The following is a 16,646-nucleotide window of genomic DNA, read 5'->3' as shown; positions in this document are numbered from 1 at the left end:
CGCGGATGTCTCTGTTTGGACATCAAGATTCGACCCCGGCGCTTCTGACGCTCATCGAACGTAAGCGATGGCTGGCTGTGGTTGGGCTCGGCTTGGCCGCGCTGCTCATCCTGCTGCCAGCCGATGCTCAGGCTCTGAGCCTCGAGGTCAAGCTCAGTGGGCTTGAAGGTCGCTACCAAGCCAATGTCCAGGCGCTGCTCGGGCTCTATCAAGAACGGGGCGACAAAGACATGTCGGTGCCCCGCCTGCGGGCGCTCTATCGGCGGGCACCGGAACAGATCCGTGAGGCCCTCGCGCCTTTTGGCCTCTATCGGGTCGAGATCGAATCCACTTTGACTGAGCCTGCCGCCGATGACGGGGCCTGGATCGCCTCCTTCGAGGTTGACCCAGGTGAGCCCGTCAAGATTGGCCGGATCGATTATCAGATCACAGGCCCTGGCGCTGACAATCCGCGCTTTCCGAAGCAATTCCCGATGCAGGTCGGTGATCCGCTGATCCACGCCGACTATGAGAAGGCCAAGAGCAGCATCGTCAATATCGCGTCTGAAGAAGGCTATATCGACGCCAACCTGGCGCAACACCTGGTGCTGATCGACCCCGTGGCCTACGAGGCGATCATCGCGTTCCATCTCGACACTGGCGAGCAGTTTTATCTCGGCAAGGTCCGCTTCAACCAAGACCTGCTCGACGACAGGTTTCTCGCGAAATTCGTCAATTTCAAACCGGGCGTGATCTATAACCCGGAGCTGCTGCTCGGGCTACAAGGCCGCTTGATCAGCACGGAATATTTCGACGAGGTTGAGATCCAGCCCCTGCAAGATCAGGCCGGACCCGATCGGCAGGTGCCGATCGAGGTCATCGCAAACCGCAACAAGGCCAATGTCTATCGCTTCGGCGTTGGTTATGGCACCGATGTCGGTCCGCGCTTCAGCCTCGATTATCGGCGCCGCTACATCGGGCGCCGGGGCCACAATCTGAAGGCCGAGATCGAGATCTCGCAGATCGAGCAATCCCTGGCCGCGGAATACCGGATACCGATTCGCAATCCGGTCCAGGACTACCTCCTGATCCGCCCCGAGTTCTACGCCTTTGACACCGACAGCCGACAGGGCGACCTGTTCAAGCTCAGCGTTGCGCAGTCGGTACGCACCAAGAACGGCTGGCGGCGCATCCTGGGCGTCGATTATCGCTACGAGGATTTTTCGGTTGCGAGCGAGGATGACGGTACCTTCAATGGCTTGGTACCGAATATCTCCTGGTCCAAGGTGGTTGCGGATGACCCGATCAACACGCGCAACGGCTACAAGATCAACTACTATTTACAGGGCACCTCTGAGGATCTGCTCTCGACCAGCAACTGGTTTAGCGGGCAGCTCAATTACAAGCTGATCAAATCATTGGGCGAGCGCATGCGATTCATCGGTCGGACCAACCTCGGCGCCATCTGGGCGGCCAGCGTTGATGACGTGCCCGCGAGTCAGCGCTTCTTTGCCGGCGGTGACAACAGCATTCGCGGCTGGGGCTTCGATGTGCTTGGCCCCGACGACCCGCTCGACAACGAAACCGTCGGCGGGCGATTTTTGGCCGTTGGCAGCCTCGAGCTCGAGCATCAGATCGTCGGCAATTGGGGGGGCGCTGTGTTTACCGATTTTGGCAACGCATTCGACCCTGACTATCAGGATGAATGGCAACAGAGCGTGGGCGTCGGCATCCGCTACAGTACGCCGATCGGGCCAGTTCGGGTTGATTTAGCCTATGCGCTGACCAAGGACCCAGCCGGCTTCCGCCTGCACTTTGCTATAGGGCCTGATCTGTGAGCGGGACCGACACGCCTCCTGATCCCAAAGCCGTGGCGAATGAGACCAGCGACCGCCGACGATTTCGGCCGCTGCGCTGGATCGGCAGCCTGATCGTTGTCACGCTGACCCTTGTCGTGCTGCTGCTGGTCTTTGTGCTTGGCACGCAGACCGGTCTGCGCACGCTGTTCGCGGTGACTGACGATCTGGCGCCGGGATTGTTGAAGGTTGACCGGGTCGAGGGCAGGGTGCTCGGCCGGCTGGAGCTCGAAGGCTTCGCCTTGAACCTACCCGGGCTTCAGGCGTCAGTTGGAGCCCTGGTGCTGGACTGGAGTCCGGGTGCCTTACTCACGGGCACGCTGCGGGTTCAGCAGCTGAAGGGCAGCGATATCAGCGTGGTGACTGAGCCCGCCGCCGAGGAGAAGCCGAGCGAGCCGTTCGAGCTGCCATCGATTCGGTTGCCGATCGGGATCGATATCGACCAGCTCTTGGTTGAGCGGCTCAGCTACCGGCAGGCCGGCTCGACGGCCGAGTCGGCCATCGAACTCACGCGCGCGGAACTTTCAGCCACCGCGACCGGCGATACCGTCGATCTCAGAACGCTGACGGCCGAGCTGTCACAACCTGTGGCGCGCGCCCGAGCAACAGGCCAAGTGCAGCTCGATGGCGCTTATCCGATCCGGCTCAGCCTCGATTGGCGCTTTCAACGGGCGCCGGCACTGTCAGTTGTCGGCGAAGGTCAGGTCACGGGGGACCTGGATGCGTTGCTGATCTCGCATCGTATCAGCGGCTCGGTCACCGCGAGCTTACAGGCGCAGGTCCAAGAGGTGCTGAAGGCGCCGAGCTGGCAGGCCGAGATCGATCTCAAGGCGGTCGACCTGCCGCAGCTCGTCGCCGATGCACCGCCCATCCATCTGCAGGCGCAGCTGAAGACCGAAGGCGATCTCGAGCAAGCCTCGGTGACCGGCAGCCTCAGCGGCGCTGCCCCGGAGGTCGTCGAGATGGGGCGCCTGGCAGCCGATCTCGATCTCGAATGGGCCTCGCAGGTGTTGACCATCAACCTGCTGCGCCTGACTGAGTCTCCCAATACTAAGACAGCGGCGGACTCGACCCAGGCCGGGCAGACATCGTCGGGCGGCGAGCGTCTCGGTGCTCGTGTCGATGTCACTGGCCACTTGGATACCCGCCCGAACGTGCCCGCGTTCAAGCTCGATGCGCTGTGGGAACAGCTGCGCTGGCCCTTGGCGGGCGAGCCTATTGCGCAGTCACCACAAGGCGTGGTGGCGGCTGAGGGTACGCTCGATCGCTATGACTATCGCGTCAACCTGCAGGCCTTTGGGCCGCAGATCCCCGAGACCGACGTTGTCTTGGTCGGCACTGGCGATCAGACAAGCACCGATCTGGTCGAGCTGACGATCAAGACGCTGAATGGTCTGATCAGCGGCAAGGGGCAGGTTGGCTGGTCGCCGGAGCCGACTTGGGATCTGGCGCTGACCGCGAAAGCGCTCGATCCAGGTCAGCAGTGGCCGGACCTGGATGGCCGCATCGGCCTCAAAGCCGATACACGCGGCGGCCTCAAGGATGGCTTTAGCTACAACCTGAGCCTCGATACAGCGTTGACCGCCTATCCCGACGCCCTAGTCAATCTGACGGGTACCGGCACCACGACCGATGCGCTGATTCGGGAGCTCAGCATCGAGACCTTGGGCGGCGTGATCAACGGCAACGGTGAAGCGGCTTGGTCGCCAGCCATGCAATGGCGATTCAGTGTCGAGGCGCGCGACATCAACCCTGGCAGTCAGTACCCGGGGCTCGACGGCCGTGTCGGGCTCATGGCCGAGACCGCCGGTGGGCTCGAAGCGGGCTTCGACTTCAGCCTCAAGGGCGACGCCGCGCTTGCCGATTATCCGCCCACCCGCATCGATCTGGCGGGGGTTGGCACCTCCACCTCGGCGACGCTCGAGACGCTTGCCATCGAGGTCATCGGCGGGCGCATCGATGGCAGCGGCGCGCTGACATGGGCGCCGGCACTCGGCTGGAATGCGGCGCTCACCTTGGCTGATCTCGACCCGGGCCAAGTCCTGGCTGATTGGCCGGGCCGCCTGGGTGGTCGACTGCAGAGCCAGGGCTCGATGGCTGAGGCTGGTCTCGACATGAACGCGACTATCAGCGATTTCGGTGGTCAGCTGCGTGGCTATCCGGTGTCCCTGCGTGCGGATGTCGGGGTGCAGGGTCCGACCGTCATGGTCCGCACGCTCGAAGCCAGCTCCGGCGATACGCGGCTAAGTGTCAACGGACGTGTCGAGGAACAGCTCGATCTGAACTACGCCTTCAATTCACCCAGTCTCGTCGCGCTGTTGCCGGAGCTCAGCGGCAGTCTCAAGGCCGAGGGCAAGGTCGCCGGCAGTCTTGAGGCTCCTAAGATCAGTCTTGCTCTCAACGGTCGTGATATCGAAATGAGTGGACAGGGGATCGAGCGCGTTGACGCCAAGGTCGAGCTTGGTCTGGCGCCGGACAGTCCGCTCCAGCTCAATCTCGATGGCAGCAACCTGATCGTTGGACCGCAGCGCTTCGAGGTGCTGCAGGTGCGAGGTCAGGGCAGCACCCAGGCCCACCAGCTGAGCGCAGAGCTGAAGAGCCAGCCGCTCAGCCTTGGGCTGACGCTTGATGCCGGTCTCCGTGATGCAAGTGCCTATCGCGGGAGCCTGACGCGGCTGTCATTGTCGACGCAAGACTATGAAGATTGGGCGCTACAGCAGGCCGCACCCTTCAGCGTCGCGGCAGGCACGGTCGAGGCCGGTCCACTCTGCATCGGCAACGGCGGCTCGACCAAAGGCTGCCTGGCGTTCAAGCAGCCCGAGGCCGGTCGCTTCTCGGCCTCGCTCGATCTGCAGCGACTCGGCTTCGATCTGCTGGATGCGATCACACCGGATACCGCCTCGCTGACCGGCTACCTGACCGCGAAGGCTGACTTCCAAGGCCAAGGCGATCTACTCACCGGGACTGCCGAGCTGCGCGTGCCCGAAGGTGGCGTCGAGATCGTGCTGCCGCGGGCAAGCGAAACCTTGGTGTTCACGGGCACCCGACTCGATGTCCGCGCGGGTGCGAATGGCATCGATGCAAGCTTTGCGCTACCGGTCGAGAATGCTGGGCAGATCAATGCTGAGGTCGGGCTGCCAGGCTTTCGGCTCAGCAGCCTCGACAGTCAGCCACTGACCGGGCGTATCCGCATCGGTTTCGACAGCTTGGATCGCTTCGCCAAGCTGGCTCCGGATGTCAGCGATACCGCAGGCCGGATCGACGGCGATCTACGGCTCGGCGGCCGGCTCACTCAGCCAGCGATTCAGGGCAACCTCGCGGTCCGCGATCTGGCGCTCAATGTGACCTCGATCGGCCTCGAGATTGCCGACCTCAATCTGACGCTGCAAAGCGAGAGCGCCGATGCGATGCGGCTCAGCGGTGGTGCTTCGGTTGGAGGCGGTCAATTGAGCCTCGAAGGCAATGCAACGGGCATCGGGTCGCCGGAGCCGAACCTCGCCGTGAAGCTCAAGGGCGACCAGCTCAAGGTTGCGAACACCAAGGAGTACATGGCCATCGTGTCGCTGGACATGGATGCCGGATTCGGCCTCGGCGGCGGCGCCGTGCGCGGCGAGCTGAGCGTGCCGACGGCGAACATCATGCCACGCACGATTCCGGCTGGTGCGGTGCAGCCGTCGCCGGACGTGGTCCTGGAGGAAACGACTCAGGAGACCGGATTGCCGATCAGTATCGACGTGCTGGCCAAGCTCGGCGACCAGGTCCTGGTGGAGGCGTTCGGACTCCGCGGTCTGTTGCAAGGGCAGTTGCGGGTCACTCAGCAGCCCGGCAAGCAGCTACTCGGTAGCGGTGAGCTCCAGGTGGTCGACGGCACCTATCGGGTCTCGCTGCCTGGGCTTGGGATCTTGACCTCGGTGGGCAAACCGCTGGTCATCGAGAAAGGTATCGTGCTGTTCGCCAATACGCCGCTGGATAATCCTGGCATCATCCTCAACGCTCAGCGCGAGGGTGGTGACATCACCGCTGGCGTTCGCGTGCTAGGCACGCTGCGTAACCCAAAGCTGGCCTTCTTCTCGGAGTCCGATCCAAACATGTCGCAATCCGAGATCACCAGTTATCTCGTCACCGGCATTCCCCCGAAGCGCGGCGGCAGAACAGACGACCGCTCGGTGTCGGTCGGAACCTATATCGCCCCGAAGCTCTTCATGGAGTACGACACCAGCCTCGGCGAGCAATCGGACAGCATCAAGATGCGCTACGACCTGACCAAGCGCATCCAGGTACAAAGTGAGACCGGGGATGCGCAGGGATTCGATATCTTCTACAAGTTCGAGAACTGAACAGTCCCTGTACTGGGTGCCAGTCCGTCACCGTCTATGACAGCGCGGCTGTGGACCCCAGGGCACTGGCCGAGCTGGGCCGTGGTCGGCCTGTTCAAGTTGCTCGCGTTGTTGCCGTTCCGGCTCCAGGCTCGATTGGGGCAAGGGCTGGGCTGGATCGGCTACCAGCTCGCGTGGGACCGACGACGGGTCGCGCGCATCAACCTATCGATCTGTCTTCCAGAGCTTGGGCCGAAGGAGCGCGAGCAGCTGGTGCGCGAGCATTTCGGCTGGCTGGGCCTGGCAGCGGTCTGTCAGGGACTAAGCTGGTCGGCGTCGCCGCGGCGTCTGGCGCGGATCGTGCGGTTGCGCCATCGCGAGCGGATCGATGCCTATCTCGAGGCGGGGCGGCCGGTGATCGTGCTGGTGCCGCATTTCGTCGGCCTGGAGCTGGGCGGTACCGCCTTCACGGCCTTGGTGAATTCCGGCATGTATATGTATCAGCGTATCCGTAATCCGGTGCTCGATGCGCAGGTGCGGCATGCGCGCACCCGGTTTGGGGCGATTCCGGTTGAGCGCCAGGATGATTTGCGCGGGCTGATCCGGACGCTGAAGTCGGGGGTGCCATTCTTCTATCTGCCGGATCAGGACCCTGGTCGGCGGCGCGGTGTGTTTGTTCCTTTCTGCGGTGTGCCGGCGGCGACGGTGCCGACCTTGGGTCGGATTGCGCGTTTGGCGGGGGCGGTAGTGATACCGACCTTTGCTCGGTTTTTGCCGCGCGGTGAGGGGTTGGAGCTGTGTTTCGATTCGCCGATCGCGGATTTTCCCGGTGGTGATGCTGAGGCGGATACGGCGCGGATGAATCAGGTGATTGAGGCGCGGCTGCGGACCATGCCGGCGCAGTATTTTTGGGTGCATCGGCGGTTTAAGACGCGGCCTGAGGGGGCGGAGCCGATCTATCCGTTGCGGCGGCGAAAGCGGCGATGAGGGTGAGGATGCCGCGGCTTGGGCGGCCTCGAGATTGGCTTCTCGGTGCTGTGCTGCTGGCCTTGGTGCTGGTTGTGGTCGAGGCCACGCTCGGCTGGTCGGTTGTCTTGGCGCCTTGGGCGACCTTGCCGTCATCGGTGCTGGTTGGGGCGTTTGTGTTGACGGCGATGAGCTATCTGCTGCGAGCGGTCCGGGTGCGGGTCTATTTCGCTGAGGTGTTCGCGGGGCCTGGGGATTTTTTGGCGGTGTTGCGGCTCTCGGTGCTGCATAACACGGCGAATAATCTGCTGCCGATGCGGGCTGGGGAGATGGTGTTTCCTTGGTTGATGCAGCGCTATTTCGGACAGGGGTTTTTGGCGGCGGGGGCGTCGCTGGTCTGGATTCGGTTGCTTGACCTGCACTTTCTTGGGCTGATCGGTCTTGGCGTGCTTTGGATGCGAGCGCCCAGTGGTTGGTGGCTGTTGATGGTTGTGGGTTGGCTCGGTTTGCTGCCGCTGTTCTGGTGGGTCGCGCGTTTACCGCTCGCGGCTGCGGGGGGCGAGTCTCGTCTCCGCGGCTTGCTGGATCTGGTCGCTCGCTCGGCGCCTCGGGATGCACCTCGGGTGCTCTGGCTCTATCTTTGGACGGCGTTATCCTGGAGCCTGAAGTTCGTGGGCTTTGCGTTGATCCTGGGCCATTTCGTGCCGGCCGCGCTCTGGCAGGTGTTGCTTGGGGTGATGGGTGCGGAGTTATCGACGGTGCTGCCGTTGCATGGGATTGCTGGCAGTGGCTCGTTTGAGTTTGCGGCGGTGGCGGCGATGGTGCCGCTCGGTGTTGCGCCAGCTGAAGCACTTACCGGGGCGGTGAATCTGCACCTGTTCTTGCTCGGGACGACGTTTATCCTTGGATGCGCCGCCCTGTTAATCCCGCTGTTCGGCCCAAGGTTCAGCGACCAACGTCACGCGCAAGGCCCGCAATGAGGCGATGTTTGCCAGCCGTTATCTCCGAGGTCTGGATCTGTCGCCTTGGCCATCTGTTTTAGCTGATCCCAACAAGAAAAGCCGCTGGCGGCATGATCGGGATGCCTCGCCATGGGTGTAGATCAGTGAGGTGCGGATCGCTGGCGACGATGAGCTCGGCACCAGCGGTTTCGGCGAGCGCGAGAAATTTGTTGTCCTTGGGGTCCATGCAATCCGTGACTTGCTCCGTGACCTGGATGCTAGTGGCATGTCGCTGAAATCCGGTAAGGAATTCTGTGCGTTGCGCTGCTGGGGCATAGCGATCGAACTTCGGTCGCATCAAAACGGTTTCGAACTCTTTGAAGGTTTCGTCGCTGATACAGACCTCGAATGTAAGGAATGCCTTTTGCAGCGCAAGTGCGGGAATGGATTCGGGGCGAATGGCCGCACTGACCAAGATGCCGGTATCGATAATGATCCGCCTAGCGAAGGGCATGCACAAGCTCGTTGACAGCGCTGTCGGTTAGCTCGGCGGTCGACTGATTTGACTCGTGCTCGACAATGCGTTGACGATAACTCGAATACCAGCGAGCCGCCGCCTCTCTGCGCTGGTGCAATGACCTAAGCTCCTGCATATCGAACTCGGAAACGACAAAGGCCGCCGTCCGCCCACGGCACGTCACTTCGATCGGTTCGCGCTGAACTCGATCGATAAGCTCGCCGAAGCGATTCTGTGCCTCAACAGATGTGACAGTGATCATGACAGGCTCTCGTGGGTTAGCTAATGTGGCTATCTTAGCCGCTTCTGGGTGCTTGACAAGCCTGCAGCCGTTGTAAAGAGTCAGGTAGTGTTCTGGATCTGGAGTCTTCCGAAATCATTGAGCGTTGATCAGGCCAAGGATGTTCCATGTAGCGCCTGGCGGAGCTGATCAAGGACGATGGGCTTGCGGAGCACCAGGGGTTTGGGCGTGAGTTGATCGACGCCAAAGTGGGCTGCGTCTTGTCCGCTCATCAGAATGACCTTTTGCTCGGGATCACGTTTGGCAATGGCGGCATAGAGCTCGGCGCCGTCCATCTTCGGCATCGCAAGATCGGTCAGGACGAGGTCGAATCCAGGCTCGAGGCTGAGTCGCTGGAGGCAGGCCGCGGCGTCTTCGGCGTCTTCGGCAATGACGCCGATGCTGCGCAGCAACCGGCAAACGGTCTCGCGTACTCTGGGGTCGTCATCGACCACCAACACCCGCACCTGCGCGAATGCCTGCTCGGGATCTGGTCTCAGCCTCTGCGGTCGTGCTTGTGGCTGGGGTTGCGGTCGCTCCCGCGCCTGCGCCTTTTCCTGCTCCAACGCCTGCTCAAGCACGAGTTCAGGCTCTAGTGCTCGCTCTGGCTTAGGCTCCAGCTCTGGCTGTAGATCCAACGCTCGCTCAGGTTCCAGATCCAACGCTTGCTCTAGCTCGAGTTCGTGCTCTAGATCCAGCTCGGGCTCGTGCTGAGCCGTCATCGCTGTTTGTGGCAGTGCTGCCGCTGGCTCGTCTTCGTCTGGCTGCGCGGATGGTAAGAGCACTCGAAAGACTGATCCTTGCCCCGGTGTTGACTCCACCACCAGGCCGGCGCCCGAGCGGAGCACGAATTCCTGCACCATGAACATGCCCAGGCCATGGCCGCGTTGTTTGGCCTTGGTCGAGAACAGGGGCTCAAACAACCGCCGCAGCGTCGCACTGGTCATGCCACAGCCGGTATCGGCAACGCGCAGCTCGACATAGTCGCCGGGCGGCAGCTGACCGGTGGCTAGGGGCTGATCACCACGCCAGGCGCGCGTCCGCACCCGAATGCTCAGTTGGCCCTCGTCCGGCATCGCATCGCGGGCATTGAGCGCTAGGTTCAAGAGCGCTGACTGCAGGAAGGCAGCATTGGTCACAGCGCTGATGCCGGGCTCAATCGAGAGCACCAGCTTGATGCGTGCGGGCAGCACCTGCTCCAAGATGCGGGTGAGATCATGGATGGCCGGCTCGAGCAGGGTAGGCGTGATGCGAATGCCACCGGCGCGGCTGAGCGAGAGCATGCCGGAGGTGATGACCGTAGCATGCCCCAGGGCGCTCAGGGTCTCATCGATGATCTCGCTGAATTCGCTGATCTCCGGATGCTGTGGTAGTCGATCGAGCGAGGACTGCAGGTAGCGTAGGTTGCCGTCGATGACGCCGAGCAGATTGTTGAAGTCGTGCGCGATACCGCTCGCCAGGTGACCAATGGTCTCCCGCTCCTTGGCAATGATCATGACCTGTTGCACATGCTCTTTGAACAGCAGCGCTACCAGGCGTTGACCAATCAGCCGAGCCAGCTCCCGATCGAGGCTGGACAGGACCGAGATCGGTTGTTGCGACCAGAAGCTGAGCGCGAGCGTCTCGCCTTGACCGTCGGGGGTGCTCCAGGGGAGGGCGAGCAACAGGGCGCTCTGCCAGCCCGCCTCCTGGCAGGGCGTTGGCAGCTGATCGGTGCTCATCAGCTGTGGGATGCCGGGCTCGGCACGACTCTTGGCCAACAGCTCGCGATCGATGCCGGAGGTCGGTTGCTGCAGCTCATGGGCAGCCTTGGCGACATGATGCACCTGTGGCAGATAGTCGATGTCGTCGTTGATCTGGCCAAGCTCGCCAACTGCCATCTGCAACCCATCGCAGCCCAAGGCCAGCAAGGCCGGGACCTCCTCGTCGAAGGCCAAGGAGCGGCTGCTGAGATCAACCAGCTTCTCGAGCTGGTGCATGTATTCGGCCAGATCATGCTCGACCTGTTTGCGCCGTTCGGTCTCGAGCTGGACCTCGGTGATGTCCTCGAACATCGCCAGCGGCAGCGGCGGTTGACCCTCCTCTTGCGGGATCAACACCATCCGTAGATCCACCCAAACGACCTGGGCATCCTCGCTCAGCAGGCGCTTGGTGATGCGATAGCCTGAGCGCTGGCCGCTGATCAGCTCATGGTAAAGCTGACGCTCTTGGTCGCGATCCTCAGGGTGCGTCAGCGTCTCGAAGTGGACGCCGATCAGCCTCTCCGGCTTGCGGGCGACCAGGGCCCCCATCGCCTGGTTGGCCAGCGTGATCCGAGCCTGCTGATCAGTGGTGGCAATGCCGATGGGGGCCTGATTGAAGATGGCGCTCAGACGCGCCTCGCTGTCGCGCAGTTGCTGCTCGGCGCGATGGCGCGCGCTGATGTCGATATCGATACCGCGGTAGCCTTGCAGCTTGCCCTGCTCGTCGAGAATCGGGAGCCCATTGGTGTTGACCCACACCAGACTGCCGTCGGCATGCTGAAGCACGTTGACCAAGTCGTGACAGGGCTTGCCCTGCGCCAGGTAGACCATGCCGACGGCCTTGAGGCGCTCGCGCTCGGCCTCTGGGAACAGGTCATAGAAGTGGTATTTACCGACCAGCTGATCGGGCCGGTAGCCGATCAGGTCTTCGATGATCGGGCTGAGATAGGTATAGAGGCCGCTGGCATCGATCTCCCACGCAACACTGCGGCTCTGGCGTGCCACCTGATCATAGCGGGCTTGGCTCTTGACCAGGGCCTGATGGATGCGCGAGCGCTCAAAGGCACCCACCATCAGGCTGGCGACGACTTGCAGGAACCGGACCTCGGCGGCAAGCCATTCGCGCGGCGCAAAGACGGCGTCGAAGCCGATGAAGCCAGACAGCTTGCTGTCTGTCATCAGCGGCACCAAGAGCACGGATTGGATGCCTTGAAACTCGAGGATCGTGCGCTCTTCGGCCCAGTCATCGCCAAGGTCAGCGACCCGCGGCACCACCACCGGCTCGCCGCAGTACATGTGTTGCATCAGTGCTGCAAAGTCATCGGCATTCAGGTTTTGCAGATGACTGATCATCGGCTCGACATCCGCGCCACACCATTCATGGGTGTTGCTCAGGCGTGTGCCTTGCGCCTCGAGCTGAAACAGATAGGTGCGATCTGAACGGGTAAAGAGGCCAACCCACTTGAGCACCTCATCGATGAGCTCTGCGAGCTGCTCGTCCCGCTTCAGCACAAAGGCCGTGGCAATCTCCAGCAGTTCGCGCTCGATGGTTTCGCGTTGAATCAGATCCAGCTCGGCGAGCTTGCGCTCGGTAATGTCGCGGCCAAGCGAAACGATGCTGGTGATGGCATGGTTGTGATCGAGCACGGCGCGGTCGACCCACTGCAGCCAGCGCCAGCCCCGCTTGGTAGAGACATAGTGCTCGGAGAGATGCACATAGGGCGGTTGCCGCAAGGACTCGATGACCGCCTGCTTGGCTTCCGGCTCCTTGGGCAGCCGTGGCGAGAGGATGTCTTGGCCGATCAACTCCACCTCGCACTGGCCGAATAGCGTGCAGTAGGAGGGACTGACGAATTCCAACCGGCCATCGCGATCGGTGCGGACGATCAGGTCTTCAAGGTTGTCGATGACCAGCTGGTAACGCTCGCGCTGAAACTTCAGTGCATCGCGTTCTTTCTGCAGCTTGACGAAGCTCTCGGCGAGTTGATTGCCCATCTGCTCAATGGCGCGCGCCAGGCGTTCGATCTCGCGCACCGGTGCTGGCTTGATCGGCTCAAGCGGTTGGGCGGTGGTGATCCGATTCGGAACGGCCGTGGCAGTCTCGATCAACCGCTCGAGCGGCCGCGTCAGCAGGGTACTCACTCGCTCAGCGAACAGGGCCGAGAGCGCGATCATCGTCAGCAGGGCGCCGAGCAAACGCACGATGCGCGCATGCAGTTGATCGATCACCAGGGTCGTGCTGACCTCGATCGCGAGCCAGTCGCCGGTTGCCGCGGTGGTTGCCGCAGTGGTTTCCGCAGTCGACGCGGATGCGCTCGACGCGACCGCAGGGGCTGTGGCCGACATCGGGATCGCGACCTGATAACGTGCCGCACGCCAGCGTTCCATGTGCGCGGGATGCTTCTGCTCGGGCAATCGCAGTGAGAGCCCCTCGACCTTCGACGGCACCAGCGCGATCGCCTGTTGAGCCGCCGCTGGCAACAGCGTGATGCTTGGGCGTTTCGAATCGGGCAGGCGCGCGGCGAGGATCTCCTGCAGCTCGGCCAGCTGCTCGGTTGCTTGATCAATGTGCATCAGGTCACGCCTGGCGAGCTCGGCAAACCAAAGCAGCCGATCGCGCAGGTCGGCCTCGATGTTGGCGCGGGCATTCTGGTTTTGCCAGGTCATCAGGCCGATCACCGGAAGCAGCATCGCCGTGAGCAACAGGCTGAACAGCAGCTGGCGCAGCGACAGGGCAAGCGATCGGCGTCCGACCAGCGCGACGCCGAGCAAGATCAGCTGCGCCATGGCCGCGTTGAGGATGCCATTCAAGGGCTGTTTGATCGCGATCAGCACCACCTGCGTGACCGGCATCTCGAGCGCATAGCGGTAAAACAGCAGCACCAGCGGCGCCCCGATCAACAGCCAATACAGACTGACTAGCCAGAGCAGTGGCAGTGGCTCGCGCCCTCGGCGTCGCACCAGCAGATCGACGCCACCGACCACCAACGCTTCGGCGAAAAAGATCAGGATCGCGTAGGGGTGATCCCAAAGCACATAGGTGTAAAGCCCAGAGGCGGTGGCCACCAGCAGCGCCGCAGGCAGCCCCAGCCAGGCCAGGGCAAGCCACACGGCTACTGAGCCAAAGATGATATGGACGCCGAAGAACAGCGACAGGTTGTAATGATTGCCCACCACGGCGAGCGCAAGCAGGCCAAGCAGCAGGCCAAACCGCCGCCAGGGCATCAGCGACAGGGCGCGGATCATACGCTCGAATAGATCATACTTGGCGCAAAGGTCCCGGCCGAGGCCGGCGCCTTGGTATAGTGCTCGACAAAGGCCTCGATCGACATCGGCCTGCCGAACAGGAAACCTTGCGCGAGGTTGACCTCTTCGGCCACCAGCAGCTGACGCTGTGCCTCGGTCTCGACGCCTTCCGCCACCAGTTGCAGCTCGAGGTTCTGGCCGAAGGCGATAATGCTGCGCAACAGGCTGAGGGCCTTGGGCGAGTCGAACATCTCCGAGACGAAGCTCAGATCGATCTTCAGCGTCTCGAAGGGCAGCTCGGCGAGCACGCGCATCGAGGAATAACCGGTGCCGAAGTCGTCGATCGCCAATTTGGCCCCGGCGAGCCGGATGTTCGCGGCCAAAGATTGCGTTTGTTGTGGCGATAGGCTGCAGGCGGTCTCAGTGATCTCGACATGCACCGCGCAGGTTTTACCCAGCCCGGTCACCAGCGCGCGCACCAAATCGAGCGCGGGCTGATCATCGAGACCACTGGCTGGCAGGTTGACGGCAATGAACTTGAGCCCGAGCGGGGCCAGTTGCTGCCGCTGCTCGATGAGCGTTTGGACCAAGCTTTGCGTGATCGGGTAGATCAGCTTGTGGTCTTCGGCGAGCGGAATGAAGTCGCCGGCACCCAGGATCTGACCATCCGGCAGACGCAGTCGAGCCAATGTCTCAGCGCCCTGAAGGCTGCCGTCCCTGGGATCGACGATTGCCTGCAGATAGGGCACAACAGCACCCTGGTCGATCAGACCACGCAAGGTCTCGACGTCGAGCGGTGATTTTGGCGTCTGGGCGCAGGGCGGCGCTGATACCGTGACCGTTGCCGGGGCCGGGGGGGCCGGGGCCGGGTTTGCAGCGTTCTGCTCGGTGGCCTTGCCACGGTGCCAGTGCTCAAGCACCGCCGGCAGCTCTGTGATCAGCCGCGCCTTATTGACGATGCCGAGCACCTCGAGATCGCGCCCTAGGGCAATCCGGCGCGCCGTGTCGAGCAGGCAATCGCCACGCCCTGAGAGCAGTGCGATCGGCAGCCGCAGGCTTTGGTCCGCAAGCCAGTGAATGACATCGATGCCAGACTCTTGGCCCAAGCCGAGGTCAATCAGCACCAGGTCAGGAGCCGCTTCGCTGAGGAGGCCATTCTTGAAGGCGCTCACCGAGCAGTCAAAGCGCAACTCATGGCCCAGGCGCCTGAGCAGACGCCGTAACAGGCCCTCTAGGAGCCTGTCCGACTTAGGGCTAGAATCCAGGGCTCGCGACCGTTTGTGGTAAAAAGAAAACGCTTCGCGGGGCTTGCCATCGCGAAAATGGGCCGTTTTTTCACGATATCACGCCATCTTGCCCGTTTTTCTATCCTTTAAGCGCAAACAGGCGCTTCAGGTTCCACCCCAGACACACCAACGCCCACTCGCCCTGCACTGCCTCGAGGCCGCGCAGCAGGAATTGGTGGAACCCCTGCACCTGCTTGATGATGCCGAAGACGGTCTCGACCGTGGACTTGCGCTTGGCGTAGCGGGCCTTACCGCTGCGGGTGCGCAGCCGATGACGATTGGCCTCGACCGAGGTGAGCTTGCCGCTGGGCAGCGGCGGGTCGTCGGCAAGCCGCTCGGCTAAGGGCGGGTTGTGGCGCTGGCGCGCTTCGCAGATGTAGGGGTCGATGCCGGCGGCCTCACAGCGATCGAGGTTCGCTTCGCTGTGATAGCCGGTGTCAGCCAGCAGGGCGTCGACCTCGCCAAGCGCCTTGGGGAGGGCGTCGAGGCGCTCCAGGGCGGGGGCGATCTCCTGCTTGTCGTTGGTGTGATCGGTGACATGCTGCTCGACGATGAGGTGGGTCTCGGTATCGACCCCGGCTTGCGCGTTGTAGGCCTGCTCGAAGCCACCGCCGGCGGTGGGCATGATGCGTGACTCGGCGTCGGTGAGGCTGACCTGATCCTTGGCTCCGGGACCGGGCTCGGGCGCCTTCGGCGGCCTGCCTCCGGGCTGTCTTCCCGTGCGCTCAGCACGCGCTTGGCGGGCCGCCAGCTTGCGCGCGTACTCGGCTTGCTCGGCCTCGAAGCGCGCCTGTGCGCGGGCTTCGATCTCCTCTTTGGCGGCCGCGATGACGGCGAGGCGCTGCGCGCGACGCTCCAGCTCTTGCGGGAGGTCCAAGGGCTTGGGCAGCGGTGTGTTGTCGGCCTGCTCGGCGAGGCGCATCAGCTCCTCGACCTCGCCCTTGAGCTGCTCCTCCAGGCGGTTGGCATAGTCCCAGCTCAGGGCTTTGTGCTTGCTGGCGTTGGCTTTGAGCTTGGTGCCGTCCAGGCTGACGGTGCCAAGCTTGACCAGCCCCATCCTCTGGGCGATGAGCAGCACTTGGGTGAACAGCGCCGCGAGCTCGTTCAGGAAGCGCTTGCGGAAATCAGCAATGGTGCGGTGGTCGGGGTGGGTATTGGCACAGAGGTAGCGAAACGCGATCGAGTCGTAGGTCGCCTGCGCGAGTTTGCGGCTGGAGAACACGCCGGTGGCATAGCCGTAGAACAACAGCGCAACCAGCATCGCCGGGTGGTAGGGCCGCGAGCCGCGCCCCGTATAGGCGTCGATCAGGTGGCTCAGATCCAGCTGGTCGACGATCTCCACCACGAAGCGCGCCAAATGATCCTCGGGGACGTACTCCTGCACCGTCGCTGGGAGCCGGTCCGGCGTCTCTCGATCCGCCGTGATGAAGTTGACCGCCATGTTGCATCCTCGCCTCTGTTCTGTAACGCTCCTAGTCTACCGGATGCCCGGGGTGATAAGTCGGACAGCCTCCTAG

Annotated in this window: 9 protein-coding genes; 4 read left to right on the top strand and 5 right to left on the bottom strand. The window is 62.8% G+C overall.

What is annotated here, in order from left to right; all coding sequences use genetic code 11:
* The first annotated feature begins 5 nt into the window (after positions 1-5).
* From CKO42_RS17940 to CKO42_RS17925, 4 genes are read left to right on the top strand one after another with little or no spacing between them, the layout of a single operon-like run.
* Positions 6-1,817, top strand: a complete 1,812-nt coding sequence (locus CKO42_RS17940) for an autotransporter assembly complex protein TamA (protein ID WP_200247038.1) — start codon at positions 6-8, stop codon at positions 1,815-1,817.
* Between the two features lie 32 nt (positions 1,818-1,849).
* Positions 1,850-6,172 carry a translocation/assembly module TamB domain-containing protein gene (locus CKO42_RS28295; RefSeq protein WP_200247036.1) on the top strand — a complete coding sequence of 1,441 codons (4,323 nt, stop codon included), beginning with the start codon at positions 1,850-1,852 and terminating at the stop codon, positions 6,170-6,172.
* A 36-nt stretch (positions 6,173-6,208) separates the two neighbouring features.
* On the top strand, positions 6,209-7,138 hold the full coding sequence (locus CKO42_RS17930) for a lysophospholipid acyltransferase family protein (RefSeq protein ID WP_200247034.1): 930 nt from the start codon (positions 6,209-6,211) through the stop codon (positions 7,136-7,138).
* Between the two features lie 8 nt (positions 7,139-7,146).
* Positions 7,147-8,097 carry a lysylphosphatidylglycerol synthase transmembrane domain-containing protein gene (locus CKO42_RS17925; protein WP_242479498.1) on the top strand — a complete coding sequence of 317 codons (951 nt, stop codon included), beginning with the start codon at positions 7,147-7,149 and terminating at the stop codon, positions 8,095-8,097.
* A 58-nt stretch (positions 8,098-8,155) separates the two neighbouring features.
* On the opposite strand, the gene CKO42_RS17920 is transcribed toward CKO42_RS17925, so the two are convergent.
* From CKO42_RS17920 to CKO42_RS17900, 5 genes are all read right to left on the bottom strand, one after another.
* Positions 8,156-8,572: a putative toxin-antitoxin system toxin component, PIN family gene (locus CKO42_RS17920; RefSeq protein ID WP_200247031.1), complete on the bottom strand. Its 417-nt coding sequence runs from the start codon at positions 8,570-8,572 to the stop codon at positions 8,156-8,158.
* Positions 8,559-8,837, bottom strand: coding sequence for a type II toxin-antitoxin system Phd/YefM family antitoxin (locus tag CKO42_RS17915; RefSeq protein WP_200247029.1), 279 nt, complete (start codon positions 8,835-8,837; stop codon positions 8,559-8,561). Before CKO42_RS17915 ends, CKO42_RS17920 begins: the two co-directional genes overlap by 14 nt.
* Before the next feature lie 128 nt (positions 8,838-8,965).
* Complete coding sequence (locus CKO42_RS17910) at positions 8,966-13,843, bottom strand: PAS domain S-box protein (protein ID WP_200247027.1); 4,878 nt, start codon at positions 13,841-13,843, stop codon at positions 8,966-8,968.
* Positions 13,840-15,015 (bottom strand): EAL domain-containing protein, encoded by a 1,176-nt coding sequence (locus CKO42_RS17905; RefSeq protein WP_200247025.1) that lies wholly within the window; start codon positions 15,013-15,015, stop codon positions 13,840-13,842. The genes CKO42_RS17910 and CKO42_RS17905 overlap by 4 nt, the downstream gene beginning before the upstream one ends.
* A 193-nt stretch (positions 15,016-15,208) precedes the next feature.
* Entirely contained in the window at positions 15,209-16,570 is a 1,362-nt protein-coding gene (locus tag CKO42_RS17900; protein ID WP_200247023.1) for an IS1182 family transposase, read from the bottom strand.
* Positions 16,571-16,646 lie beyond the last annotated feature (76 nt).

Source organism: Lamprobacter modestohalophilus, assembly GCF_016583905.1.
Lineage (GTDB): Bacteria > Pseudomonadota > Gammaproteobacteria > Chromatiales > Chromatiaceae > Lamprobacter > Lamprobacter modestohalophilus.
Note: the sequence above shows the minus strand (reverse complement) of the source record. Positions and strands in the feature narration are given on the sequence as shown.

Coding starts and splice junctions, on each gene's coding strand:
- CKO42_RS17940 (WP_200247038.1), top strand. CDS start 6: ATGTCTCTGTTTGGACATCAAGATTCGACCCCGGCGCTTCTGACGCTC.
- CKO42_RS17930 (WP_200247034.1), top strand. CDS start 6,209: ATGACAGCGCGGCTGTGGACCCCAGGGCACTGGCCGAGCTGGGCCGTG.
- CKO42_RS17925 (WP_242479498.1), top strand. CDS start 7,147: ATGCCGCGGCTTGGGCGGCCTCGAGATTGGCTTCTCGGTGCTGTGCTG.
- CKO42_RS17920 (WP_200247031.1), bottom strand. CDS start 8,572: ATGCCCTTCGCTAGGCGGATCATTATCGATACCGGCATCTTGGTCAGT.
- CKO42_RS17915 (WP_200247029.1), bottom strand. CDS start 8,837: ATGATCACTGTCACATCTGTTGAGGCACAGAATCGCTTCGGCGAGCTT.
- CKO42_RS17910 (WP_200247027.1), bottom strand. CDS start 13,843: ATGATCCGCGCCCTGTCGCTGATGCCCTGGCGGCGGTTTGGCCTGCTG.
- CKO42_RS17900 (WP_200247023.1), bottom strand. CDS start 16,570: ATGGCGGTCAACTTCATCACGGCGGATCGAGAGACGCCGGACCGGCTC.